19 protein-coding genes are annotated in these 25,086 nt (G+C 37.4%); 9 read left to right on the top strand and 10 right to left on the bottom strand.

Annotation, left to right across the window (positions count from 1 at the left end; translation table 11 throughout):
* Positions 1 to 15: 15 nt before the first annotated feature.
* From ACRD7B_RS16885 to ACRD7B_RS16850, 8 genes are all read right to left on the bottom strand, one after another.
* Positions 16 to 399, bottom strand: coding sequence for a GxxExxY protein (locus ACRD7B_RS16885; protein WP_430825782.1), 384 nt, complete (start codon positions 397 to 399; stop codon positions 16 to 18).
* Between the two features lie 32 nt (positions 400 to 431).
* The gene (locus ACRD7B_RS16880; protein ID WP_430825781.1) at positions 432 to 2,300 is read right to left on the bottom strand and encodes a methylmalonyl-CoA mutase family protein; all 1,869 of its coding nucleotides are present in this window, start codon (positions 2,298 to 2,300) and stop codon (positions 432 to 434) included.
* Between the two features lie 194 nt (positions 2,301 to 2,494).
* Complete coding sequence (locus tag ACRD7B_RS16875) at positions 2,495 to 2,944, bottom strand: DMT family transporter (protein WP_430825780.1); 450 nt, start codon at positions 2,942 to 2,944, stop codon at positions 2,495 to 2,497.
* A gap of 188 nt (positions 2,945 to 3,132) precedes the next feature.
* Positions 3,133 to 4,215 (bottom strand): family 10 glycosylhydrolase, encoded by a 1,083-nt coding sequence (locus tag ACRD7B_RS16870; RefSeq protein WP_430825779.1) that lies wholly within the window; start codon positions 4,213 to 4,215, stop codon positions 3,133 to 3,135.
* Positions 4,216 to 4,241: 26 nt separating this feature from the next.
* Positions 4,242 to 5,339 carry a carbohydrate-binding family 9-like protein gene (locus ACRD7B_RS16865; RefSeq protein ID WP_430825778.1) on the bottom strand — a complete coding sequence of 366 codons (1,098 nt, stop codon included), beginning with the start codon at positions 5,337 to 5,339 and terminating at the stop codon, positions 4,242 to 4,244.
* Positions 5,340 to 5,361: 22 nt separating this feature from the next.
* Entirely contained in the window at positions 5,362 to 7,641 is a 2,280-nt protein-coding gene (locus ACRD7B_RS16860) for a GH92 family glycosyl hydrolase (protein WP_430825776.1), read from the bottom strand.
* Between the two features lie 209 nt (positions 7,642 to 7,850).
* Positions 7,851 to 8,813, bottom strand: coding sequence for an ROK family protein (locus ACRD7B_RS16855; RefSeq protein WP_430825775.1), 963 nt, complete (start codon positions 8,811 to 8,813; stop codon positions 7,851 to 7,853).
* A 136-nt stretch (positions 8,814 to 8,949) separates the two neighbouring features.
* On the bottom strand, positions 8,950 to 9,918 hold the full coding sequence (locus ACRD7B_RS16850) for a hypothetical protein (RefSeq protein WP_430825773.1): 969 nt from the start codon (positions 9,916 to 9,918) through the stop codon (positions 8,950 to 8,952).
* A 199-nt stretch (positions 9,919 to 10,117) separates the two neighbouring features.
* On the opposite strand from ACRD7B_RS16850, the gene ACRD7B_RS16845 reads away from it, so the two are divergent.
* From ACRD7B_RS16845 to larB, 6 genes are all read left to right on the top strand, one after another.
* Positions 10,118 to 10,747 (top strand): TetR/AcrR family transcriptional regulator, encoded by a 630-nt coding sequence (locus ACRD7B_RS16845; RefSeq protein WP_430825772.1) that lies wholly within the window; start codon positions 10,118 to 10,120, stop codon positions 10,745 to 10,747.
* Positions 10,748 to 10,763: 16 nt separating this feature from the next.
* Positions 10,764 to 12,089, top strand: a complete 1,326-nt coding sequence (locus ACRD7B_RS16840) for a TolC family protein (RefSeq protein WP_430825771.1) — start codon at positions 10,764 to 10,766, stop codon at positions 12,087 to 12,089.
* Positions 12,090 to 12,123: 34 nt separating this feature from the next.
* Positions 12,124 to 13,239: an efflux RND transporter periplasmic adaptor subunit gene (locus ACRD7B_RS16835; RefSeq protein ID WP_430825770.1), complete on the top strand. Its 1,116-nt coding sequence runs from the start codon at positions 12,124 to 12,126 to the stop codon at positions 13,237 to 13,239.
* Positions 13,240 to 13,263: 24 nt separating this feature from the next.
* Complete coding sequence (locus ACRD7B_RS16830; RefSeq protein WP_430825769.1) at positions 13,264 to 16,674, top strand: efflux RND transporter permease subunit; 3,411 nt, start codon at positions 13,264 to 13,266, stop codon at positions 16,672 to 16,674.
* Positions 16,675 to 16,822: 148 nt separating this feature from the next.
* Positions 16,823 to 17,605: an adenine nucleotide alpha-hydrolase family protein gene (locus ACRD7B_RS16825; protein WP_430825768.1), complete on the top strand. Its 783-nt coding sequence runs from the start codon at positions 16,823 to 16,825 to the stop codon at positions 17,603 to 17,605.
* 66 nt (positions 17,606 to 17,671) lie between these two features.
* Positions 17,672 to 18,409 (top strand): nickel pincer cofactor biosynthesis protein LarB, encoded by a 738-nt coding sequence (gene larB, locus ACRD7B_RS16820; RefSeq protein WP_430825767.1) that lies wholly within the window; start codon positions 17,672 to 17,674, stop codon positions 18,407 to 18,409.
* Between the two features lie 35 nt (positions 18,410 to 18,444).
* On the opposite strand, the gene ACRD7B_RS16815 is transcribed toward larB, so the two are convergent.
* The gene (locus ACRD7B_RS16815) at positions 18,445 to 20,655 is read right to left on the bottom strand and encodes a DUF748 domain-containing protein (RefSeq protein ID WP_430825766.1); all 2,211 of its coding nucleotides are present in this window, start codon (positions 20,653 to 20,655) and stop codon (positions 18,445 to 18,447) included.
* A gap of 173 nt (positions 20,656 to 20,828) precedes the next feature.
* Between ACRD7B_RS16815 and ACRD7B_RS16810 the strand changes: the two genes are divergently transcribed.
* The 3 genes from ACRD7B_RS16810 (at position 20,829) to ACRD7B_RS16800 (ending at position 24,278) form a co-directional block, all read left to right on the top strand.
* Positions 20,829 to 21,335, top strand: a complete 507-nt coding sequence (locus ACRD7B_RS16810) for a putative periplasmic lipoprotein (protein ID WP_430825765.1) — start codon at positions 20,829 to 20,831, stop codon at positions 21,333 to 21,335.
* Positions 21,336 to 21,478: 143 nt separating this feature from the next.
* Entirely contained in the window at positions 21,479 to 22,465 is a 987-nt protein-coding gene (gene hutG / locus ACRD7B_RS16805; protein ID WP_430825764.1) for a formimidoylglutamase, read from the top strand.
* 193 nt (positions 22,466 to 22,658) lie between these two features.
* On the top strand, positions 22,659 to 24,278 hold the full coding sequence (locus ACRD7B_RS16800; RefSeq protein WP_430825763.1) for an endonuclease/exonuclease/phosphatase family protein: 1,620 nt from the start codon (positions 22,659 to 22,661) through the stop codon (positions 24,276 to 24,278).
* Here the strand turns inward: ACRD7B_RS16800 and ACRD7B_RS16795 are convergent.
* Positions 24,275 to 25,081, bottom strand: a complete 807-nt coding sequence (locus tag ACRD7B_RS16795; RefSeq protein WP_430825762.1) for a DUF2797 domain-containing protein — start codon at positions 25,079 to 25,081, stop codon at positions 24,275 to 24,277. The two genes, ACRD7B_RS16800 and ACRD7B_RS16795, sit on opposite strands and share 4 nt — an antisense overlap.
* Between the last annotated feature and the right edge of the window lie 5 nt (positions 25,082 to 25,086).

Genomic DNA, 25,086 nt, shown 5'->3' with positions numbered 1-25,086 from the left:
GAGACGCTGAGTTGTCTAACTGTTAATTCTTCTTCGAATACCATGCTTAAGCACACTTTCGTTAAAGTTAATTAACAATCCAAGTTTCTTGCCCGATAGTTTTAAGTAGGTAACTAATTGAACTTCGTGCACAGGTAAAATGTTTTCTACCGCTTTAAGCTCAATTATTAGTTTATCCTCCACTAATAGATCAATAATAAAAACCTTACTCAGTTCTTTACCTTTATAAATAATAGGAAGCTTAACTTGACTTTCAACTTTGAGACCTTTCGCTTTCAGTTCGGAAAGCAAACACTCCTCGTAAACAGCCTCTAATAAACCAGGTCCAAGTTCTTTATGCACTTCTATTGCTGCACCAATTGTCGAACTCGATAGTTTATTATATTCTTCCTCATTCATAAAACTCTGCGTCTTTGTGCCTCTGTGTTTATTTAAATATTCAACAACGTGTTAAACCCTTTCAAAGTCTCAAGTACATTTGAACGAACATTCACAAAGTTTGTGATGCCTTTGGCTTTTAACTCATCAGCACATGCAGGAGCACCTGCAACAACTAATGGCGTATCGCCTAACAATTCAAATGCTTTTGGAGCGGCTTCGGTGTATTCGTCATCGGCACTACAAAGCACTACGATGTCGGCATTAGCTGCTTTCGCTGCTTCAACACCTTCTTCGATGGTTTTAAAACCAAGGTTATCGATGATTTCGTATCCGGCACATCCAAAGAAGTTACCAGAGAATTGAGAACGTGCTAAACGCATGGCTAAATTACCATATGTCAACATGAATACCTTAGGACGTTTTGCTGCCTTTTCAGTAGCTAAACGCAATTCTTCAAATTGATCGGCTGCACGGAATATTTCGATTGGCTCAACCAAAGTATCACCTTCGCACGATACACATACTTTCTCTAATTTAGAGAAGTCGATATTGTTTGAGATAATTTCACCTGTGTTAGGGAATTGGTTAGTACCCAATAGATTTTCGCGACGAGTAGCTACTGCTTTACGACGTTTATCAGCTGTTTCTTTCACCAAGCCTTGAATGAAACCTTCTTTCAAAGCAGAGATGTAACCACCTTTATCTTCAAGCTGAACAAATAAGCTCCAAGCTTGCTCGATGATGCTATTTGTTAGGTTTTCGATGTAATATGATCCTGCAGAAGCATCAACGATTTTATCGAAGTGACACTCTTCTTTCAACAATAACTGCTGATTACGAGCAATGCGTTCTGAGAATTCGTCACTGTCTTTATATAAAGCATCGTAAGGTTGAACGGTTAATGACTGCGTTCCTCCCAAACTAGCCGACATAGCTTCAGTTTGTGTACGTAACATGTTCACATTAGGATCGAAAATAGTTTTGTTCCATTCCGATGTTTCACTGTGAATTTGCATCTTACATACCTCAACACCTGTTGGTTTGTATGCTTCAACAATTTTAGACCAAAGCAAACGAGCTGCTCTTAGCTTAGCAATTTCCATGAAGTAGTTACCACTAATGCCAAAATTGAATTTCAGATTAGAAGCCGCATCGTTAATAGAAACACCTCTTTCGATCAATTGAGCCAAGTACTCATTACCCATTGATAGACCAAAGGCTAACTCTTGTACAATAGATGCACCAGCGTTGTTGAAATGTTTTGCATTAACAGTAATCGCTCTGAACTGAGGTAAAACATTTGCTTCACCAATCATTTCTTTAGCGCGATCCATTGCTTCTTCAACTGATACACAAGCTTTGCCTTTAGTAGTAATGCTACCAATTGGGTCAAAGTTGATTGAACCTTTTACCTCAGCAAGGTTACGGTTCATTTTTTTCAGTGTAGATACAACTGCTTTAGCCAATAACTTGCTGCCGTGAGCAGCAAAGAAGTTGATTTCAACATCGTCAGAAAGGATGTTTTTCAATAAAGCCTCAATGTTCGTTTCCGTAATAAGTGCCTTATCTTCAAAAACAAAGCCTAAACTATCAATTCCTTTTGTAAGGATAGTTAAGGCTTTTTGATTGGCTACTTTTACGTCGGTAACAAGGATGTCTTGACGAATGAACCATGCATTGGTTTTTGCATTATTTCCTCTTACATAAGGAAATTCGCCAGGTTGACTTTCTAAGTACTTTAATGATTCAAGGTCTTCAGAACGATAGAAAGGCTGTACGTTGAAACCTTCATTGGTTCTCCATACAAGCTTTTTCTCGAAATCTGCTCCTTTCAAGTCTGCTGTGATTTTATCCATCCACGCTTGCGTAGATACTGGAGGAAAATCACTAAATAACAGTTGATTTGTTTTATCTGCCATAATATAACTGTTTGTTTTTTTCCAAGGCGCAAAAATAAGTCTTTTGTCGAGACTAAGCCTAAATTTTAACGCTTTTTAAGAGTGTTATTCAGCATGATTATCAATATCATATGCAACTTTATGCATATGTAGTTCGCGTGTTTTATCCAAGTGTATTCTAATCAATGCGTTATTAAGGTTATTTTTCTTTAATACTAAAAGCGTTGTATCAAAAAAATGCCAGCAATTAGGCACACTATACCTGCAATTCGTCCAAGTGATATGGGATGTACCTCAACATTGAAGAAGCCATAATGATCAATAATGCTTGCCACAATCATTTGTCCACCAATGGTAGCACCTAACATGGTACTCACGCCAATCTTAGGAATTAATATTACTACTGAGCTTACAAATATGGCACCTAATATGCCTCCAAAGAAAAGGTATAAAGGTATTTGAGTTAGGAGGCCTGCCTTCGGGATGCCTGTTCGCATAAGAAGGTTGACGGCCAAAAGACAAATGGTTCCGACAAAGAAATTTACGAACGAAGCTTGCAATGGTTGTTTTAAATAACCACCCAATTGCGAATTCATACTTCCTTGAACAGCCAAAAGACCACCGATTAAGAGAGCAACAGTAGTTAGAATGTATTTTATATACATGTACGATAATGTTTAGCCGCGCTAAGTTAAGGGAAAAGAAAGAGAGATGCCATAGTTGGGCTTCTGGTTTGAATGATTTATTATGGGCTACATGTGTATTCCGACTACTAAATTTAGCTATTTCAAAAAAGGTTGCCTTCTTAATAAGAAAACAACCTTCTGTAATACCTTATGATTTGCAACGATTATTAAAGTTCTTCGCTAAGCTTTTTAATGGTGGCTTGCATATCTTTTTCAAGTCCATCGGCTGTAAATATGGCAACACCGCTAGCTCCTTTTTCTTTTGATAAGCGAATGGCTTCCTCTAACTCTCCAGGAGTTTTAAAAGCTGGAACAAAAAGACCAGCATTAATTGGGAAATCAACATCGCGAACACCTTGTTCGGTTGCAAAACCTATCCAGTTAATATTCTCACGATAGAAGTTTTGGTACAACATAGGATAAGCAGCATCCAGGTTCCAGTCGTCCCAAGCTTGACGAACCATTTGGCGCGACATCTCAGGGAAAGGGAATACTGCCGCTGTCATCTTGTTATTGCTTTCATGTGCTATCTCCACTAACTCATTCACAAGTGTTGATACCGCATTAAGTCGATACTGACGCCATTCGGTACTTAGTTCAGGATGCTCAAAATCTTGAGGGTCTTTGTCAAATATTTTCTTAAAACCTTCGCGGGCAAGCGGATGGTAGCCATAGTCGTATTCTGGCATTTCATGATCCTGAACCAAACCATATTTAGGTTGAAGATCGGCACCTAAAATAACATCAACATACCTTACATAATCCAAATGTATTGAGGCAAGGCCTTTCACTTTAGTTAATTTCCTAACGTTGTTTTTAATATGTTCGCGCGCGCCAGGATGATGTGGGCTGAGCCACTGATAATAATCAACATAAGCTCTGTATTCCAATGAGTTTTTACCCATACGGTTTACCGCATACCATTCAGGGTGTTTATTGGCAATGGTATCATTAGGTCGATTTAAGGTCCACATCCAGGCATGAATTTTTAGTCCTCGCTCATTGGCCAAAGGAATAATTTGTTCTAACACATCAGGATTACCGTTGACAAGCACTTCACTTATTCCCATGGATTTATAGCTGTTTAACTTCTCTTCCCAGGTAGCTTTATCAAACACTTTATCAGCGCCAGTCCATGTGGCAAATACAAAATCTTTCGATTTCGATTCGGTTTCATTAATGTTCTTTTTGGGAGCATGATTGCATGCTACAATTATAAGTGCTAGAATTATGATTTGAAGAGTTTTCATGTGAGCTTATTTATATGATGTATTATTTATTTGAGTGTGAGCCATCCATCTTGGTCGATGATGAACAATTGATTAGTTGTTGGATGTTGTAATGTATATTTAAATCCATCCTTTGTTTTTTCAAAGGTAGCCATACAAGTAACATCATCAGACAATTGAGACTTAAACTGTTTAATGTAACCTTGTTTTTTTGATGACATCTGTTTTAATGAACCATAACGCGTTAACCTGAAGAAGGCATAGGCGGCTTGTTTGTAAATTAAATCTTTATCCTCTATAAACGGTACATCATCAATTATTGCTTGGTCGCTAAATTGCAGGTATCCCCATTTTTCTGGTTCGTGCATGTTGATAACGCCTTGCGGACTCCAAACCCAATTGTATTCAGGCAAGTATTTGCCATCTACTTTTTTACGACTATAGTTTCCATTTGTGATATCATGATCCCAATTAACTCGTGAAAAATTAATACGCCATTGTTCGTTGTTCATCGGGGTACTTTTATCTGATTTTTTAAGTTCCAGAAGAGGCTTCAAAGGTATGGCCATCTCAACTGTCCAAAACGAATCTATGTCGCTTGGGTCATTTAAAGTACCCTCAATGCTAATGGCCGTTTTTAGATCATCTAAATCCCAACTATTATCCGCACTTCCCCCAACTCGATATGGTTTATCCAGAGTTAAATCCCAAACAGTGTTTAAAACATTAACTTCTATCTCACCATAATTATAGGTAGTCAAAGATGGATCAAGGAAAACTTCGAAGTCATTATTATAAAAGATAACCGTGTCGCGCTGTTTAAGATTCCCCCAAATATGCGGCTCGTTCAATTTAGCAAAAACATATAGGTAGTCATTATCCCAAAGCATTTTTGCCCGCGTATCGTACTTTGGCTTTTTTATGCCCTCAATATCAATAAAAAGTGATGTGTATGGTGCATTTTCCCAATGTGAATCATCGTCTAAGCCATCAATAATAAGTGGCTCAGCGCATTTTGCAACAATATAGTTTAGAGGATAATATATCTCACTAGTTAAGTCAATGGAGGTGTGTTCATCCTGTGTTTTAGGGCTAAAACAACTGACTAAACCAATGAGAATACAGAGTGTAATAAATAGTTTCATTGTAATGATATAGGTTGAAATTCTAGTTAGTCATAGAAGGGGGTAATGTTTTAGATCCCCAGTTTTTATTCGGTGTTGATCCCATTACTAATTTAAGATGTCCACCATTTATTAAATCCTTGTGCGTAAACCATGATTGATCCAAATTGACATCGTTTAATGTTGCACTTTGGATGTAGATATTGGTTTTTGAATTGTTCTCAACCTCGACTTTAAATGTTTTATTATTTGCCAGATTAATCTCTACCATGTCGAACAATGGTGTTCCGAAAATATAATTGCCATCGGCTGGATTAACAGGGTAAAACCCCATTGAGCTAAAAACATACCAAGCCGACATTTGGCCACAATCTTCGTTTCCACAAATGCCATCAACTTCATTTGAGTACATGGTACGCAGAATCTCATTGACTTTCTCCGCCGATTTCCAAGGCATACCAACATAATTATACATGTAGGCAACATGGTGACTAGGTTCGTTACCATGCGCATATTGGCCAATTAGTCCGCTAATATCCGGTGAAGCATGTTCTCCTTTGAGACCTTCTTCTATTTTAAATAATGAATCGAGACGTTGCACAAAGTTATCTTTTCCACCATGTAATTGGACTAAGCCATTGATATCGTGCGGTGAAAACCAAGAATATTGCCAGGCGTTTCCTTCGGTATACTCATCATCGCGATGACTGGAGAAAAGCGGATCGAATGATTCTTTCCATTGTCCATTGGCCATTTTACCACGCATAAAACCGGTTGAGGCATCAAAATGGTTTTTGTAAAAACCAGCTCTTTCAATAAAAGTGTTATATATATCGGTATCGCCTATTGATTTAGCCATTTGCGCAATGCACCAATCGTCGTAGGCATACTCTAGAGCTTTTGATACAGATTCGTTTTCAAGCTCTGCAGGAATGTAAGCATATTTTCGAAGTGCAGCTAATCCTCCCTTATCTTGCATGGCACTTTTAACCATAGCATCTAGCAATACCTTTCCATCTATATCTTTTATTAAGCCTTTTTGCCAAGCATCTAGTACCACTGGAATGGCGTGATAGCCAATCATACAATTGGTTTCGTTACCAACTAATTCCCAAACAGGCAGTAAACCACCTTCGTTGTGAATGGCCATAAAAGAATGGATGAAGTCAGCTACTTTATCTTCTTGAGTGATAGTGAACAATGGGTGATTGGCTCTAAAAGTGTCCCAAAGAGAAAATACGGTATATTGGTCATGCGATTTTGCAACATGCACTTTCCCATCCTGACCTTTATATTCACGATTTACATCAGAATGAATATTAGGTGCAATCATACTGTGGTAAAGGGCAGTGTAAAATGTGGTAAGCAACTCTTTTTCTTTGGTTTCAATTTTGATTTTCTGAAGTTCTTTTTCCCATAATGCAGAAGCAGCAGCACGTTGCTTGTCAAAATCCCAATGAGGAATTTCGGCAGAAATACTTAATGCTGAACCTGCCGTACTTGCTGACGACAAACCAACCTTGATAAGCAGTGGTTCCTTTGCTTTTACATCGAATTGTAAGACACCTTGAACATACTTTCCTTTTGCATCACTGTTGGCATCTAATTGTCCGTTTATACCTGTTCGGAAAGATTTGATTTTTTGATTGCATTCAAGTGTAAAATAAACCCATTGCTCATTGGCCCATCCCTTTGATTTTCTATAACCTGAAATCACCGTTTCAGATTCTTGATTGATATAGTTTTCAACTGATGCATCCCAATTAATAGCAAGGCCTAAGTCAATAATTACTGAGGCTTCACCAGTTTCAGAAAATGTGTATTTATGCATGCCAGTGTGCGGGCTAGCTGTAAATTCAGCGTTGATTTCACCTCCGTTTAATTCAACTTGATAATAGCCAGGTTTAGCGCTCTCGTTGGCATGTGAATAAGAGCTTTTGTAATTATCGACAAAGTGCGATTCCTTTTTCTTTCCTTGATCCGATGTGTCAGAAACCACCTGCTTAGTTGTTGGCAATACAACAATATCAGCTAAATCACCAATGCCGGTTCCGCTTAAACACATGTGTGCAAATCCAACCAACTCATTGGATGAGGTATGATATCCTGAAACCCAATCCCAGCCTGATACACCGTTAACCGGGCTTAATTGAACCATTCCGAAAGGAGTAGTTGCCCCCGGAAATACATGGCCATGACCACCAGTTCCAATAAAGGGATCGACATAACTTGTAAGTGATGAAGTTGCGGTTTGTTGCTGTGTAGTCTGACAACTACCAAGTAGTATTAAAAGTAGTAAACTGAAGATGGATGTTAGTTTCATGATGCCTGTTTATATAATTCGCAATAGAATTGTTATAACAAATTCGAGATTCGCTTATTGAAAGTCAATTAATTTTAAAGAAAACGAAATTAATAAAATCAATTACAATGCTTTCTTGAATCAGGTTTAAGCGTAATGTATTCCAGTTTATGAGTTATAAAAAAGGGACATCGACTTTGATGTCCCTTTAATACTATCTATTTTTATTGTTAGTTCAATTCGCTCCAAACTACTGCACTTGCACCAAGTACCGCAATTTTAGCACCATCCAATTCTGATGGAAGTAGTTTTACCTTGTTAGCATATAAAAAGCACATGTTCTCTTCCATGTATTTTTTAGTTGGTTTAAATATGTAATCTCCGGCAAGGGCCAAACCACCAAATAAGAAAACTGCTTCTGGGCTTGAGAATGCAACAAAATCTGAAATCGCTTTGCCAAGCATTTTGCCAGTTAACTCAAATGCCATTAATGCAAGCTCGTCACTTTTTTCGGCAGCATCAAATACCATTTTTGAGGTAAAGTTACCTGCAGGTACATCACGAAGTGAGCTTGGTATTTTTGTGCTTGCAATAAGTTCTGATACAGTACGACATATGCCTGTTGCTGAGGCATAGGTTTCGAGACAGCCATTGCGTCCACAACCACATTCACGACCATCGCTATCTGTAATAACATGACCTAATTCACCGGCAAAACCGTCATGCCCAAGCACCAACTTTCCATTGGCCACAACTCCACTGCCAACACCAGTTCCGAGTGTTAACATTAAAAAATCATTCATTCCCTTAGCTCCACCGTACATCATTTCACCAACAGCGGCTGAGTTAGCATCGTTAGTTAAAACGATGGCGGGATAATCATAATATTCACGTAAAAGTTTAACGAATGGAACAACTTCTCCCCATCCCAAGTTAGAGGCACCCACTATCTCACCGGTGTAATAGTTGCTGCTTGGTGCACCAATACCAATTCCTTTTACTTCAATGTCCTCCTTAATTTCAAAAACCGTTTCATTGATTTTTGAGGTAAGAGCATCCAAATAGTTTTTAATATCAGTGTTTGTTAGCGTTGGTGTAGTTGCTTCGGCTAATATCTCTCCATTCTTATCTACCACTCCAATCACTGTATTAGTACCGCCAATATCGATACCAATTGCTACTTCTTTACGCATGATGTTATTTTTTTCTTTAAGGTTCCTGATTATGCTGTAAAGGTGTTAACATTTTTGGAGAGATAGTTGTAATTATGTCCAATTTGATTGCAAAAAGGTTCAATTCTGTCCTTAAATTGTAGTACAGATATTTTTATTAGAACATTTTTCCTTTGAACAAACCTTTCTCTCGGGCCTGTTTGCGTCCAAAGTGCCATGTTAAATCAAATAAAGGTATAATACCAACGGAACTTGATGCGTTATAGTGACCGTAGGACAGTAAGTATCCTATTGAAATGGAGAAATTTGGCAGTAAGAATGTTTGTAATTCAGTACTTTGCTCAAAGGCATGATGGCCTGTAAATTCGCCATAGAAATATTTTATTCCGCCTCCTAGTAGGAGTTGGTTGTTAATTTGCCAATCAGCTCGTACCCTGGTGTAGATAGTGCCTCCTTGCCCTGTTAATGCAGGGCTACGTGGTGCCAATACATGTTCATCAATCTCGCTTAGCCCTGATTCACCAAAGGCATATCCATAGTCCACACCAAGTCCTGCCGATAAAATCAAATAAGGTTGTTCTCTTGTGCAAGTATTATTGCGGGCAAACAATCGGCTAAATATCAATTCGTTTTTCATCGAAAGTACAAAGGGTATACTAGCAGTTGAATCGGCAATGCTCGTATAGTTTCGTTCTTTTGCCCAATGAAAGCCTGGTGTTGCTGAGTAAAAGCCATGTTTTGAGGCAATGTACCATTTGTTATTAGCCCATCTTTTTTTAAGAGTAATATTAGGAACCCAATAATTAAGAAATAGATTAGTTGACAATTCTAAATCCGGTTTTATACCATAGCGCGATGGAGATGTAAGGCTGATATTTCCAGCTCTGTGGTAAACTGTATTTGCCGATTCGCTGTGCCATAAGAGATCATCGCGGGCATCGTTTTGTCTTGCTCCCCGGGGCTGAATCGGGTTGAAAGCATTTGTTTGATCTTGATCATATGCCTTCTGTTGCCTTTTTCTTATTTCCCGTTTTGAGGTTCGCTTGTTGCCTTTGTATTTCTTTTTACTCTGTGCAGAAATGTTGAGGGCGCACATTATGCTTATTACAATGAGTATATATTTCATGATCTTTTATGGCTAAGTAATAAATCTAACGTTGGATCTTGATTTATAGTCTACAAATAAAACTAAAAGTAGTTTGCCCAATGTATTAGTCGACGAAAGTAGCAATTCCGAAGAGAAAAATGTGATGTGAATGTAAACCAAGGAAACTCTTAACACTAAAATAGTTTCCAAATCAAAAATAGTTTCCTACATTTGCGGCATGGAAGGAAAACGCCAAGAAATAGTTGCTCGTACTTTTGATCTCTATCGCCAATATGGGATTAAAAGTGTGAGTATGGATGATGTGTCCCGTGAGTTGGGCATGTCAAAGAAGACGCTTTATCAGTATGTTAAGGATAAGAATGAGTTGGTGGATCTGGTTCTGTTATATCTAAAGCAGTTTCTTAAAGATTCTTTTTCGGTTTTTCACGATGAGAGCTTAAATGCAATTGAGCAACATTTTGAATTCAGAAAACGAATGGAACCAAAAACTGGCAGATATCAACCAACTTTTTTATTTGATTTAAAAAAGTATTATCCAGCTCATTTGCAGGAGGTAAAGAATGTGAAAATTGATACTATTTATAATGCCAATATATCAAACCTTAAGAAAGGGAAACAGGAAGGCTATTATCGAGAAGATATTGATGAAAGTATCATTGCTCGTATAAATGTTTCCTATCATGTTTATACTTTCGATCCGGGTAATGGCCTATTTACCGATGCTGAGGTGACAGATCATAAAACATTTGCTGAAGTATATAAATACCATTTTAGAGGTATTTGTACCGAAGAAGGAATGAAAGAATTACAACGCTTATTTTGTGATAACAATATAACTAATGACTAATATAAAACACTTAACTATGAAAAAGCTGCTTTTGATATTGATGATATGTAGCGTATCAACTTTATCAATTAGTGCACAAAATGATACACTATCATTTTCGCTTCAGGAAGCCCTGGACTATGCAACTGAGAATGCATTTGTGAGCAAAAGTGCCGCCTACGACATTGAAGCGGCAGAAAAAAAGGTATGGGAATATATGGCAATTGGACTGCCACAAGTTGATGCAACTGGCCAATTAGCAAATAACCTAAAAATACAAGAGAATTTTATAAAAATGGAAATTCCGGGTCAAGATCCAGAATTTATGAAGGTACAATTTGGACAGCAATACAATTGGAATTTAACAGGTAATGTGAATCAGTTATTATTTGATGGTTCATATATTCTAGGCGTTAGAGCTAGCAAGGTATATGTGGAATTAAGTACCAAAGCCAGAGAGAAGACACAAATTGAAGTTAGGGAGGCAGTTGCCCAAGCTTATTATGTTGCACTAATATCGAAGAAAAATTTAGAGACCTTCAAATCTAATCTCGTTGTAAATGAGCAAACCTTAAAAGAAACAGATGCTTATTACCAAAATGGTTTTAGGGAATTGACTGATGTTGATCAATTGCGTTTGATGGTTAATAACTCAAAAAACCTGGTTCTGGAAGCGGAACGTCAGCTATTAATTGCTGAGGCAGTATTAAAATATGGCATGGGTATATTAATTGAACAACCAATTAAGTTGGAAGATAATATCGATTTTCTTCTCACACCTGTGGAAGCAGTTAAAGAAGTTAGCACTGATTTTGATGTAAAAAACCACATTGATTATTCGGTAATGATAACCCAGGAGGAGGCGCAAAAATTAGTTTTAAAGAATGAGAAAGCTTCTTATCTACCAAAGCTTAATGCTTTTTATAATTACGGCTATTATGAGTTTGGCGATTCTTTTAGCGATATGAATAATTCAGAGTCTTCTATGTTGGGCATATCTTTGAATGTCCCAATATTTTCTTCTGGTATGCGCAGGTCTAAGGTAAAGCAAGAAAAGATTAATTACCTGAAAATACAGAACGAAATGGAGATGATGGAGCAAAGCTTAAAGCAGCAATTAATAGTTGCTAAATCTAACTTTAAGAACGCTCAGGCAACTTATGCATACGACAAAGAAGGAGAACAAATCGCATTCAGAATATATGATAGAACACGAATGAAATTTGGAAATGGATTAGCAACAAGTACTGAATTATCTCAGAATGAAGGACAGTACATCCAATCTCAAATAAGTTTTATCCAGTCAACACTTAATTTGTTGGATACATATGTGTTGTATCTAAAAGCAATAAACCAATTATAACCCTAATATCATGAAACAAATAAAATTACATATAATGAACAAATTAATAGTAGCTTCTTTATTGGCTGTAATGGTAGCTTGTGCACCAGCTGGTGATACCGATAAGAAGGAAAAAGAAAAGGAGTTACAGACTTATAAAAAAGAGCTAAGTGAATTAAAGAAGAAAATTGCTAAGCTTGAAGATGAGTTATCGGATGGAAATAGCGATGGAGTGGTAACGGTAGTTGCAAAACCAATTGAAAATCAATTATACGAGCATTTTGTTGATGTAACAGGAAAAGTTGAAGCTGATAAAAATATTGTTGTTTCACCAGAATCGGCAGGTAAAATAGTTTCAATAGATGTAAAGGAAGGCGACCGAGTTAAAAAAGGAGCTGTATTGGCTCGCTTAAATACAGAGATGCTTGAACGTAGTTTGGACGAGATTAAAATTAACCTTCAGCTAGCTACGACAACCTTCGAACGTCAATCGAATTTATGGAATCAGAACATCGGTTCGGAGATGGAATACCTTCAGGCTAAATCGCAGAAAGAAAGCCTGGAGCAAAAGATGGAAGGACTACAAGCACAGATGGACATGGCTCTATTGCGCGCACCAATAAACGGCATTGTTGATAATATTATTCAGAAGCAAGGTGAGATGGCTAGTCCTTCAGCTCCATTTGCTCGACTGGTAAATATCGATCAAGTTTATATTACTGCCGATGTATCTGAAACTTACCTGCAGAAAGTAAGTGCTGGAGATGCCGTTAGCCTAGAATTTCCGGTTATAGGTAAAAGTTTTGATGCAAAAGTTTATCGTACTTCATCGGTGATTGATCCAGATTCGCGTACATTCCGTTTACGTATTAATATGAACAATTCGAGTGGTGAGATAAAGCCAAACATGTTGGCGGTATTGAAATTAAGAACTTTTGCGGCTGATAATGCATTGGTTGTTCCATCCATTTTAGTGAAAAAAGATTTCAGTGGTGAATTTGTATTTCTGGCTGAGGAAGTGGAAGGTAAGTTACTGGCTAAGAAACGTTATATCGAAACAGGTATAAAGGACAACAACAACACATTGGTTACTAAAGGTATTAAAGAGGGCGAAAAAATAATCGTTAAGGGTTATGCTCAGGTAGTTGACGGATCAGCTATTTCTCTTTAATCAAATACCTTAATCTGAATTAAGATGCAAGAAGAAAATAAAAGACCAAAAGAAAAAGTGTCGTCGAGGAAGTTTAAACCTACTTTTTGGGCACTTGATAATAAAAACACGGTATACATACTCACCGTTTTCCTGTTAATATCAGGATGGATGGGTTATCAGTCGATGCAACGTGAGCAATTCCCTGAGATAGTAATACCATATATTTCGGTAAGTACACCGCATCCAGGCAATAGCCCCTTGGATATCGAGAACCTGATAACTCGCCCCATTGAAAAGGAATTGAAGGATCTGAATGGCGTAAAACGTATGTCGTCAAACTCTTTCCAGGATATGAGTTTGATTATTGTGGAGTTCGAAACAGATGTTCCGGTTGATCAGGCTAAGTTGGATGTAAAAGATAAGGTGGATAAAGCCATCAGTGAATTACCTGATGATTTAATGGATGAACCTATTGTCGATGACATTGACTTTTCGGAGTTCCCGGTTCTGAATATTAATCTATCCGGTGATTACAGCATATTCGAACTGAAAAAGTTTGCCGAAGGTTTGCAAGATGAATTTGAAACTTTGCGCGAAGTGCGTGAGGCGGATATTCGTGGTGTTGATGAACGTGAAATAAAGATTCATGTTGATCCACATCGTATGGCTGCTTACAATATGACCTTCATGGACATTGAGCTGGCTGTTCAAATGGAAAACTTCACAGTTGGAGCTGGTGAAATAAAGGTGGATGGTACACGTCGTTCAATACGTGTGCAGGCCGATTATACCGATATGGATCAAATCCGTAATACCATTGTAAAAGAGGTTAAGGGGCGAGCTGTATATATTAAAGATGTGGCCGAGGTGATCGATGGTTTTGAAGAGCAGAGTACCATCTCACGCTTGAACCATAAGTCGGTGGTGACACTCTCAATTGTGAAAAAGAGTGGTGAAAACTTATTGGATGCTACAGATAAAATCTTAGCCATCATAAAGCAAAAGCAAGAAAGCGAAACCCTACCAAAGGACTTAACCATTACGGTTACAGATGACCAATCGGTATTTGTTCGTGATCAGATCACAAACCTAGAAAATAGTATTCTTCTGGGGATGATCTTTGTGATGATTGTTTTGTATATGTTCCTTGGTTTGCGAAATGCCATCTTCTCAGGTTTGGCAATACCAACATCCATGATTATATCAATGCTTGTATTGAAACAAATAGGCTATTCCATTAATACCATGGTACTATTTAGTTTGGTATTGGCTCTGGGTATGCTGGTGGATAATGCCATTGTGGTGATTGAGAATGTGTATCGGATGATGGAACATGGTGTTAAAACCAGTAAGGCTGTAAAAAATGGAACCAGCGAAATTGCTATTCCTATCATATCGTCAACGGCTACTACCTTGGCAGCCTTTTTTCCATTGATTTTTTGGCCGGGTATCGTTGGTAAGTTCATGAGTTACCTACCAATTACTTTGATAATAGTATTGGCTTCATCATTGTTTGTAGCACTGGTAATAAATCCCGCCTATGCATCTAACTTTATGAAGTTAGAAGATATACGTCAGAAGAAGAGTTTTCGTAAGTTTTTCTACGTGACTGGGGCAATAGCTGTTTTAGGTGTATTTGCTTATTTGGCGGGTAGTATTTTGTGGGGTAATCTTCTGGTATTGCCTCTGATTATAACAACATCAAATAAATACGTTCTTAAGCCTTCGGCTATCTGGTTTCAACATACGTTTTTGCCATTTCTTGAAGGAAGGTACGAGAATGTTCTTCGTAAATCGATGGGGCGCAAAACAAGTAAGTTTTTATTATTTGGCTCAATAGGCTTATTTTTCTTTTCCATTATCTTTTATTCAATGATGCCTTCTAATGTGGAGTTTTTCCCACAAAATGAGCCACGCACCATTTATGTTACAATGGAAATGCCTTTGGGTACCGATATTGAAGTAACGGATCAAGTTACTGTGAGTGCAGAGGAAATTTTGTATTCAACACTCGATCCTTATATGGATGTTGTTAAGTCAATTGGAGTAAGTGTTGGTAATGGTAAAGGAGGCTTGTTTGATTCAGGGCGTTCTCCTAATAAATCATTGACAACTATCACATTTCTAGACTATCAATTCCGACAAGGACATAGTACGCGCGATATAATGTCGAAACTTTCTGATGCATTCAAAGGTTTTGTTGGCGCTAAAATATTCATTGAGAAGGAGGACAATGGGCCTCCGGTAGGCAAACCAATTAATATTGAAGTTGGTGGAGATGATTACGAGCGTTTAATTGATTTGGTTGAGGATATCAAGCAAGTTATCAATGAAGATCGTATTGCCGGCATTGAAAATCTGGAAATGGATTTAAATACCAATAAGCCGGAAATGCAGTTATTCATCGATCGCGATAAGGTACGCCGAATGGGCTTATCCACTCAGGCGGTAGCAATGGCTCTACGAACATCACTATATGGTAAAGAAATAAGTAAATACAAGGATGGAGAGGATGAGTACGACATCATGTTGCGCTTGCAGGATAAATACCGTTACGATGTGTCTACCTTGATGAATCAAAAGATGAAAGTAGACAAGGAAGGTACAATTCATTTGATTCCTATTTCAGCCTTAGCAACATATGAGTATGCATCAACTTACGAGAAAATTATTCGTGTGGATAATACGCGTGTAATTACACTTAGTTCAAATGTGATTGAGGGTTATAATGCTAATGAGATTAATGCGCGCATTAAAGCCTTGCTGGATGATTATCAGATGCCTTCTAATTATAATTGGAAAATGACCGGAGAGCAGGAGAACCAACAGGAAACTTCTGATTTCTTGATTGGTGCTTTGTTATTTGCACTGGCTTTGATTGCCATGATCTTGATTACACAATTTAACTCCGGTGCTAAGCCATTAATCATTATTGGAACGGTGGGATTAAGTACCATTGGTGTATTTATGGGCTTGGGTACTTTCCAAATGGATTTCATTATTCTGATGACTGGTCTGGGAATAGTATCATTGGCCGGAATTGTAGTGAATAATGGAATTGTACTAATCGATTATGTCGATCTGGTACGAAAACAAAAGAAGGAAGAAAAGGACTTAGGAGAACATGGGCGATTAACTCGCGAAGAGGAAATTGATTGTGTTGTTAGGGCTGGAAAAACACGTTTGCGTCCGGTATTACTAACTGCAGTAACCACTGTATTGGGATTGATTCCGATGGCTATTGGATTAAATTTCAATTTCTTTAGTTTGTTTACTGAGTTAGACCCTAATATCTACTTTGGAGGTGATAATGCTGATTTTTGGGCCCCTATGGCCTGGACCGTTATTTTCGGTTTATCTACTTCAACGGTTCTTACACTTGTAATGGCTCCTGTTATGTATAACCTTGCTGTGCGAGTAAGAAATAGATTTGTGAAAGAAAAGGTGGCGTAAATATTCCTTTTAAAAGATAGATTTAAATAGCTCTTCATTAATTTGAAGGGCTATTTTTACTTTGTAAAGTAACATTCAAATCTTTTCGTATCTTCAAATCCGGCAAAATGATCTTCGATAGAAATATTCGATCACTTAAATTATTGAAATGACTAAAACGCAAGCACTCATTAATTGGTTTCAAAAATACACAGAAGGTTACCTATTATTTTCAGGTGGCTTTGATAGTAGCGCCGTACTTGGAGCTGCAATGCAAGCTAAATCAAACATTATCCCAATTTGGGTTGATAATGGTTTTAACCGTGCTGTGGCTGAAGACATGAAGATTCAAGCTCGGAACCTGGGAGCTAATGATTTGAAAATAATTACAGTCCAGCCAGGTGAGACGGTGCTTGAAAACCCTGAAAAGCGATGCTATTTCTGCAAGAGTCATATACTATCCTTAGTGCCAAAAGATGGCTTGCCTATTTTCGATGGTACAACAGCCAGCGATCTGGGCAACTATCGCCCTGGTAAAATGGCTTTGGATGAATACAAAGTATTATCACCCTTAGCTGAATTGGGTATTGTTAGTAAGGAAACTCAAGATATAGCAGTTAGTTTCGGAGCTGATCCTTTGCTGGCCGATCTGGAAAGTTGTCTGGCTACACGCATTAATTATGCCCATTTTTTAACACCAGAGCGCATTAAGGCCATCTACGATATTGAAAATTACGTGATCGAAAAAACGAATGACTTTCATGTGCGTTGCCGAATTGATGATGCCGATCATTTGCGAATAGAATTTGCAAAACCTGAAAGTTATGCGGCATTTGCCGATAAAGAATTTAGAGATGAGTTGTTTCGTTTAGGTGGTGAAGCTTGTTTATTCGTGACGGTGGATGTTAAACGTTCTCGACCTAATGAATACGATAAAAGAATCATTCAGTAATTGTTAGTTGTTAATTAATGATGAATTATTAATTAACAACTAACCACTAACAATTAAGCATTTATTATGACCTTCGACGAATTATTTGAGCAGATACAAAGCGGCGGTATCAATAAGGAACAGGCTCGTAAGCATTTTTCATTGGAATGGATGGAGACAGCTAGCCGTTACATTTTAGATGTGAACAGAGGCATGCGCACCAATATTCCTGAGATCATATATGGTGAATATAAAACCCTGGAACAAACCCTGGAACTTTGTACCAAATTATTGGAAAAACATCCACGCGTTGTTGTTTCACGCAGCCCGTTCTACAAGGAACTCAATACACACTTTAAAGATGCTTACCCGGTATTATGGTCGGTTAATGCAACAGTGATTGGTGAGATGCCCGAAACTAAAGGTAAGGTTTTGGTTATTAGTGCTGGTTCAGCTGATCATCCGGTGACTTACGAATGCGAAGTGATATTAAAAGCAGTTGGTGTTGAGGCCTTGGTTTTCGAAGACCGCGGAATAGCACACCCTACACGAGTGCTAGAAGCAATAAAAGAAGGGGTTGAAAATGATGTTTCAGCGGTGATTGTTGTAGCGGGTATGGAAGGTGCTTTAGCCCCTTTCGTATCATCTTTAGTATCCTTGCCAGTTATTGGCGTACCAACCTCGGTAGGTTATGGTTTTAGAGCTAAAGAAGCAGCCTTAACAAGCATGTTGGCTAGTTGTGCGCCCAACCTAACGGTTGTTAATATTGATGGAGGCCTACGAGCTGCAGTTACAGCGGCACTAATTGCTAAAAATAGAAACTAAGCACAAGAGCCATATCGTTTATGGCTCTTATCAAATTATCTTATCGATACTTCTACATTGTAATTACTGCTATGTAATTCTTCCGGTATATTTCTTAAATCGGAAGTATGAACCTCAATGGATGCGGAATCCACTTGATGAGTTTGCGTTAAATAGTTTTCAATTAAGAGGTTTCTGTTATCTAGTAACTTAACAAATTCGTCTTGCAGTTCTGCTTCACCAATGAGTTGTCTACAGGCCAGTCTCAATTCAAGGGTATCAGCACCGTTAACATTCTTATTTATAAAGTTGATAAATGATTCATCTGTGTTAGTCAGTTCAACAAGTTTCTGCTTGTATTCAATAATGTCAGCCTCACTTTCGGGTTTCAGTTTATTGTGAAGCATTTGTTGCTTGGCAAGATTAATAGCTAAAACATCCTTTTCTTTTTCAGGAGAAGTTTCTTGCGTAAACGAGAAGAATAAATCGGGTTTCGTGTTTAGTAATTCAGCAATTTTATCAAGCGTACTTCGCTGTTCAATGGCTAAGGAATCTTGCGCATAATTCATAGGTATATTTTCAAGCTCTTCTGGCTGAACAGATACCAAATTAGCTAAGGCATTAAAAGGAGATGCTGCTGTTTTTATCAGGAAATTCATGAATGATTTCCAAATTATTCGTCGTACGCTGAAATCAGGTTCGTTCGGATCTCCTTCTACAGGTAAATCGATAGATATAACATCCTGAGGATCTTTTAATAAATATAATGCCAAACGAATTGGGGCATTAATGCCAGTTGTATCTTTAGTTTTACCACCAAATTCTAATTCATTAATTTTAATGACATTGTTGTTAGTCATCCGCTTACGATCCATATCAATTGATAAATCGTAGTTAAAATCTCCTTGCGTGATTGGTCTGGTGATGTAATATTCAGTGTAAGGAGAAAAACTCATTAATCGCAGTTTGCTAATTTTAGCTTCAAGCGATATATCAAGCGGATCAACTAGGCTAAAGGATGTTTTGCCAATAAGTTGGCCTTGATCATTCATGTTGATATTAAAATCAATAGGTACATTTTCAGCCGATTCATTAATGCCCGTAATTTTCACATCAATATTTTTAAGGTCGTACTTAAATGGTCTGTTTAAAGTGTGGTCACTAAAAGCAAGTTGCCCATCGATTATTTGTAATGAATCCAAAGCGTAGCGAACTTGAATAGAATCATTGCTTATAGCTGTTTTTGATGTATCTATTTGCGTTGAATCAACTGCTGTTAATGGTAATAGCAGTTGCTCAATATTACTCATATCTTTATGTAATTCTGCGGTGAGGATAGGCTGATCGAGTTTAATCTTTGATATGTGGAAATAGTTATTTCCAAGGTCAAGCGAATCAAATTGAATTTCGGAACTACGCCAGATTAAAACATTCTTGTCGTTAGGCTGCCATAATCGGAAACTATCGATGGAAGTACTACCTGATACAACAATATCGTTAGTTTGTTCCATGTGTCCATCAATCTTAATGTCGGCATGAAACAGTCCTGATATGCCTTCCGCATCAATATATTGCTCTACATAGTTTGAAATGGGTTCAAGTTCCATGTTATTCATACGAATAGCAATGTTATATCGTTGTGTTTGGTGATTAACTTCTGCGCCTAAAAAAACAGAACCCTTTTCTCCAAACTCAAATTCAGCACCTACTTCAGACTGTTCGCTATCCCATGCAATTTTAGGAAGGTTTAAGTCCAAATCATCCATTAATAAACGATTGTCAATCTTTTTGTCGTAAAAATCAATTTTCCCCCTACTTAGTTTAATGTTGTATATTGAGAAGCGTAATGGATTCTGATTCAGCGTATCTTTCTTTGCCGACTTTAAGGTATCTGATGGAGGGATTAAATCATCGAAATTGAATGATTGATCATCTTGTACGATGTAGGCGTATAAACTATCAAGTGCGATGGTTGAGAACGAATATTCATTTCGAATTAATTTCCAGGGATCAAAATTGATGTGTAATTCATTAAAACCTGCGAAGGTATCTTTGCTGTTTTCTTCGTAAAGTACAAAATCAGAGGCTTTTATTGCTACTCTAAGGTAATTGATATTTAATCCATTTAAATGAACTTTACGACCAATCAGCTCTTCCCCATTTTTGTTGAGGTAGTTTTTTACAATAGTTGATAGAAAGAATAAAACAATAAAAAGTATTAATAGAATGGATACTAGCACCACTTGGTGCTTTTTTAGTTGTTTCATAGACTTGGTCAGTAAAATTAATTCTCAGACAAAAGTAGCGACTTTTAGAATAATTACAATCCCACAGTTGCATCATGTACGTGTCGTCGTTGAATTATCTGTCATATCAATACAACAGAATTAATATAGTCCCATTTATTAATGGTTGTTTTTATTAACTAAAATTTATGGATATGAAGACGATATACTTAATTCTAATAGCCGTCTTAACATTTACTTCTTGTTCCGAATCTGTGTTGAGCGACATTGAAATAATGGATCCTCACATGCTAAAAGTGAAGGTTAAGATTGAACAAAATGAGTACAACGAGAAAGAAGTTCAGGTTTTTATTCGCGATTCAAAAAATCATCCAGTTGATTTGTTAACAGGCGAAGTTATCATCAATGATCATTTGGTATTATACGATAGAGCATCTGTAAATGCTGCTGGTGCGCGAGGATATATTTATACTCCTCATTTCGATGAGCAAGTGTTTGAGGTTACCATTTATTGGAACTCTTACGATTCGCATACCTTTTTATTGAGCCCTGCAAATGGATGGCCTGGCTTTTATACAAATCATTCTTGTGCCGATCACCATCACGATGTGCATTATATAAGTGATCATTATAATTTAAAACCCGCACCATTTCACGATCATGAAATTGAAATTTCTTACACTATTATTGATCCGTATTAGTTCAAAATACTTACTTAAATAAGAAACCCATCAATGAAAATTGATGGGTTTCTTATTTGATGTAAATCATGGTTTTATGCGATTTTTTGATTGTGCTTTATTGCATCTTTGTGAGTAGAATTGATCTTTAAATAGAACAGAAGATGTCATACAAATCAGGAACAGATTGGGCAGGTAGAGTAGACAGTAAGAGTGATAAAAGTGCTTTTCGCTGGCATCAGGTCATTATGCCTGTTGATGTATCTGATATTGAGGCTCAAAAACAGGATGCAGACAGTGTCAATTTTTGCTTTTTAGGGTTTTGCTGTGACGAAGGGGTAACAAGGAATTTGGGAAGACCGGGAGCAAAGAACGGACCTGCCAGTATTAGAAAAGAAATGGCTAATTGGCCAGCCAACTTTAATCCAAAGGTAACACTTTATGATGCTGGTGATGTTTGGTGTGACGGCAATCAATTGGAAGAAGCTCAGGAAGAGTTGGCAACTGTTGTTAGTAAATTAACACAGAACGGCTATTTTCCTATTTTGCTTGGCGGAGGTCATGAGATAGCGCTAGGACACTTTAAAGGATTATTAAATATAGATTTGGATAAAACACCTGCCATTATCAATTTTGATGCACACCTCGACCTACGTCCGGTTAATGATAAGGGCTCATCAGGAACTATGTTTAATCAGATATACCAAATATGTCAATTACAAAATAGACACTATTCTTATTTATGTATAGGCCCCCAGACTTATGCCAATACGCCTAGTTTGTTTGCTAAAGCCGATGAGTTCGGTGCTGAATATATTTTGGCAAAAGATGTAGTAAGAGAGAATTTACAAAATGTAAGCGAGCTTATTGAAGCATTTGTGAAAAAGCAAGACAGTATATACTTAACCGTGTGTACTGATGTGTTATCAGCCGCCCATGCCCCAGGAGTTTCAGCAGTACAACCCTTTGGACTTGATCCGGAAATAGTATTAGAATTGATAAAGCAAATAATCCGAAGTGGTAAGGTTTGCAGCCTTGATATTGCAGAAGTTTCTCCTCGATTCGATTCTGATAACCGAACGGCCAAACTAATGGCAGTGTATATTTATTCCATAATCAATACCTTGGTTGAAATGCAACTAAATAAATAAGTAGGTGTCTTTATTTCGCGGTTTAACAATGGTCGTTGAATAACATCATATTGTCAACAAAATACCCGCACCCATGTAATAGTTGGTGTAAGTATTAGTATTTGGTTATATCTTAATAAGTTCAAAAGTAGCATTGCTAATGCAACCTTTTTGTTATTAATCGGTAAATTGACAAGAACTATATTATTATTTAATGCTTAACGTACGTCTATATATCTTTCTTCTTTTACTTTTAGTCATCGGAGCATGCACTAATGGTGACCGTACGCTTAATGTAATGAGTTTTAATATTCGATACGATAATCCGGAGGATGGTATTAATAGCTGGTCGAATAGAAAAACATTGGTTCAGGATTTCTTAATGACTGAGGCGCCAGATGTGATCGGTTTTCAGGAAGTTTTATTACATCAGTTGGAGGATATCCGAGCTTTTATGCCAGAATATGTTTCAGTTGCTGCTGGTAGAACAGATGGTATTAACAAGGGTGAAATGACTCCGATACTTTTCAATAGAAATAAGTATGAATTATTAGCATCTTCACATTTTTGGTTGTCTGACAATCCGGATGAGCCTGGTAGCAAAAGTTGGGGGACAATGTTGCCTCGAATTGTAACATGGATTAAATTAAAGGACTTGTCAAGCGGTTACATTTTTTATGTTTTTAATACGCATTTGAGTCATGTGAGTGAATACGCCCGTAACCAAAGTGCATCACTATTACTTGAGAAAATTAAAGTACTTGCCGGAAAAGCACCAGTAGTTTTATTAGGAGATTTTAATGCTCAGCCCGATGAGCGAATGTACAAAACCATTACTGGGCATTGGAATAATTACATCCCAATGTGGGATGCCCGATATGAGAGTTTAAACGGACCTGTAAACTTCCCAGGCACATTTAATGGTTTTGGCTCAGTAAAACATCAGGTAATTATTGATCATATATTTGTTAATAGTCTATTTTCAACGATTAATTTCGAAACCTATCCGATGAACAAGGACAGTGTTTTTATTTCTGATCATTATCCGATAAAAGCGGAGTTGCTTTTTAGTCTAAAGTCGCGAAGTAAACTTTCGGAACCTAAAGAATTAACACCAAGTTTGCCTGAGCCCGTTTATGAGAGCGACAAGCAAGTGTTTTTTGATAGAATGTTTGTACCCGTGAAGGTTCGTGGTAATTCAGCAAAGATTTTTTACACAACTGATAGTTCAATCCCCGACACATCATCTTTGTTTTACATTGCCCCAATTGAGCTGACAAAAACAACTATCCTTCAAGCCTATGCCTATTCCGACACAAAATATCCATCAGGAATGGTTTCGAAAACTTTTGTAAAAAAGCTGGATAGGAAGTATAAGGTGCAATCTGTAACGCCTAAGCCATCAGGAAAGTACGCTTTGGATAACTATAGCTTACTTACAGACGCAGAGATGGGAAGATCAAACCTTGATGATAAATCGTGGTTGGGTATTCAAGGGGGCGATGTGGATATTGTATTTGATTTTGAAAGACGCTCGAGAATCAAAGATTTACACATTTCAGTATTAAACGATGCTGTAAGTTGGGTTCTTGCGCCTTCATTTATCGAAGTTTCTATTTCGGATGATGGCATTAACTATAAGCCTTTTGATAAGCAAATATTAGATCCATCAACGGATGTTAATAAAAAAGAACAGCTCATTGTGAGTTTAAAAGGCAATGCTGTGGGGCAGTTTGTGAAAATAACCCTAGGTAATTCAGGTTTGTTACCCGATAACCATTATGCTTCGGGTAATCCAAGTTGGCTATTTGTTGATGAAATAGTGATCAATTAATCCTCAGTATCTAGTTCAACTAAGTAGCCATTGTGTCGCCTAATATTAATCACGCGATCGTTATCAAACATCAAGTATTGTCCTTTTATACCTTTCAGAGTTCCTTCAATCTTGGCTTCCTTATCGAAAGTAAATGAGTTAGGTTTTGTTGGAAACGCATCCACAGGAAATACTAATTCCAAAGGGGTAGAATCTTCTTTTGCATATTTTTGTAATTCTGCTGGTAATAAGGCGAGTGCTTTTTCTTTTTCAAGTTCTATATCAATCTCATTGGCCAATACGTTTTTCAACATACTACGCCAATTTGTTTTATCTGAATAATGTTGTTTCAGGTAGTTTTCGATAACACCAGCAATATGACGGTTGGGTGTTTCAGCAATTATTATAGCTTTCCAGGCTCCTTGATCAATCCATCTAGTTGGTATTTGCGTACTTCGGGTAACACCTACTTTAATACCCGAGGCAATGGCAAGGTAAACATAGTGAGGTATCAGGCAGTGTTTTTCGGCCCATGTTTGATCGCGTGATTCTCCAAGGTGGGCACGGCATTTTTCGGGATTTAGCACACACTCTTCAACTTCGGGTGCTGTTTGAAAGCAATTATAACAAAACCCTTGAGCAAATGATTTAGCTGTTTTTTTGCCACAAGAAATACAGTTGATTTGATTTTTGAATTCCAGGGAAAGTGATTTTCCGATTAATTCATTCATCTCAACAACAGAGTCTTTTAAAACCAATTGATAGTTTACTGTATCATCTTTAATGCTGCTACGCATTTTAAATAAGTTACCTGCTACCTTCATTTTGC

This window comes from Carboxylicivirga fragile (genome assembly GCF_050589805.1).
Lineage (GTDB): Bacteria > Bacteroidota > Bacteroidia > Bacteroidales > Marinilabiliaceae > Carboxylicivirga > Carboxylicivirga fragile.
The sequence above is the reverse complement of the archived record's forward strand: the minus strand, read 5'-3'. Positions and strand labels throughout refer to the sequence as shown.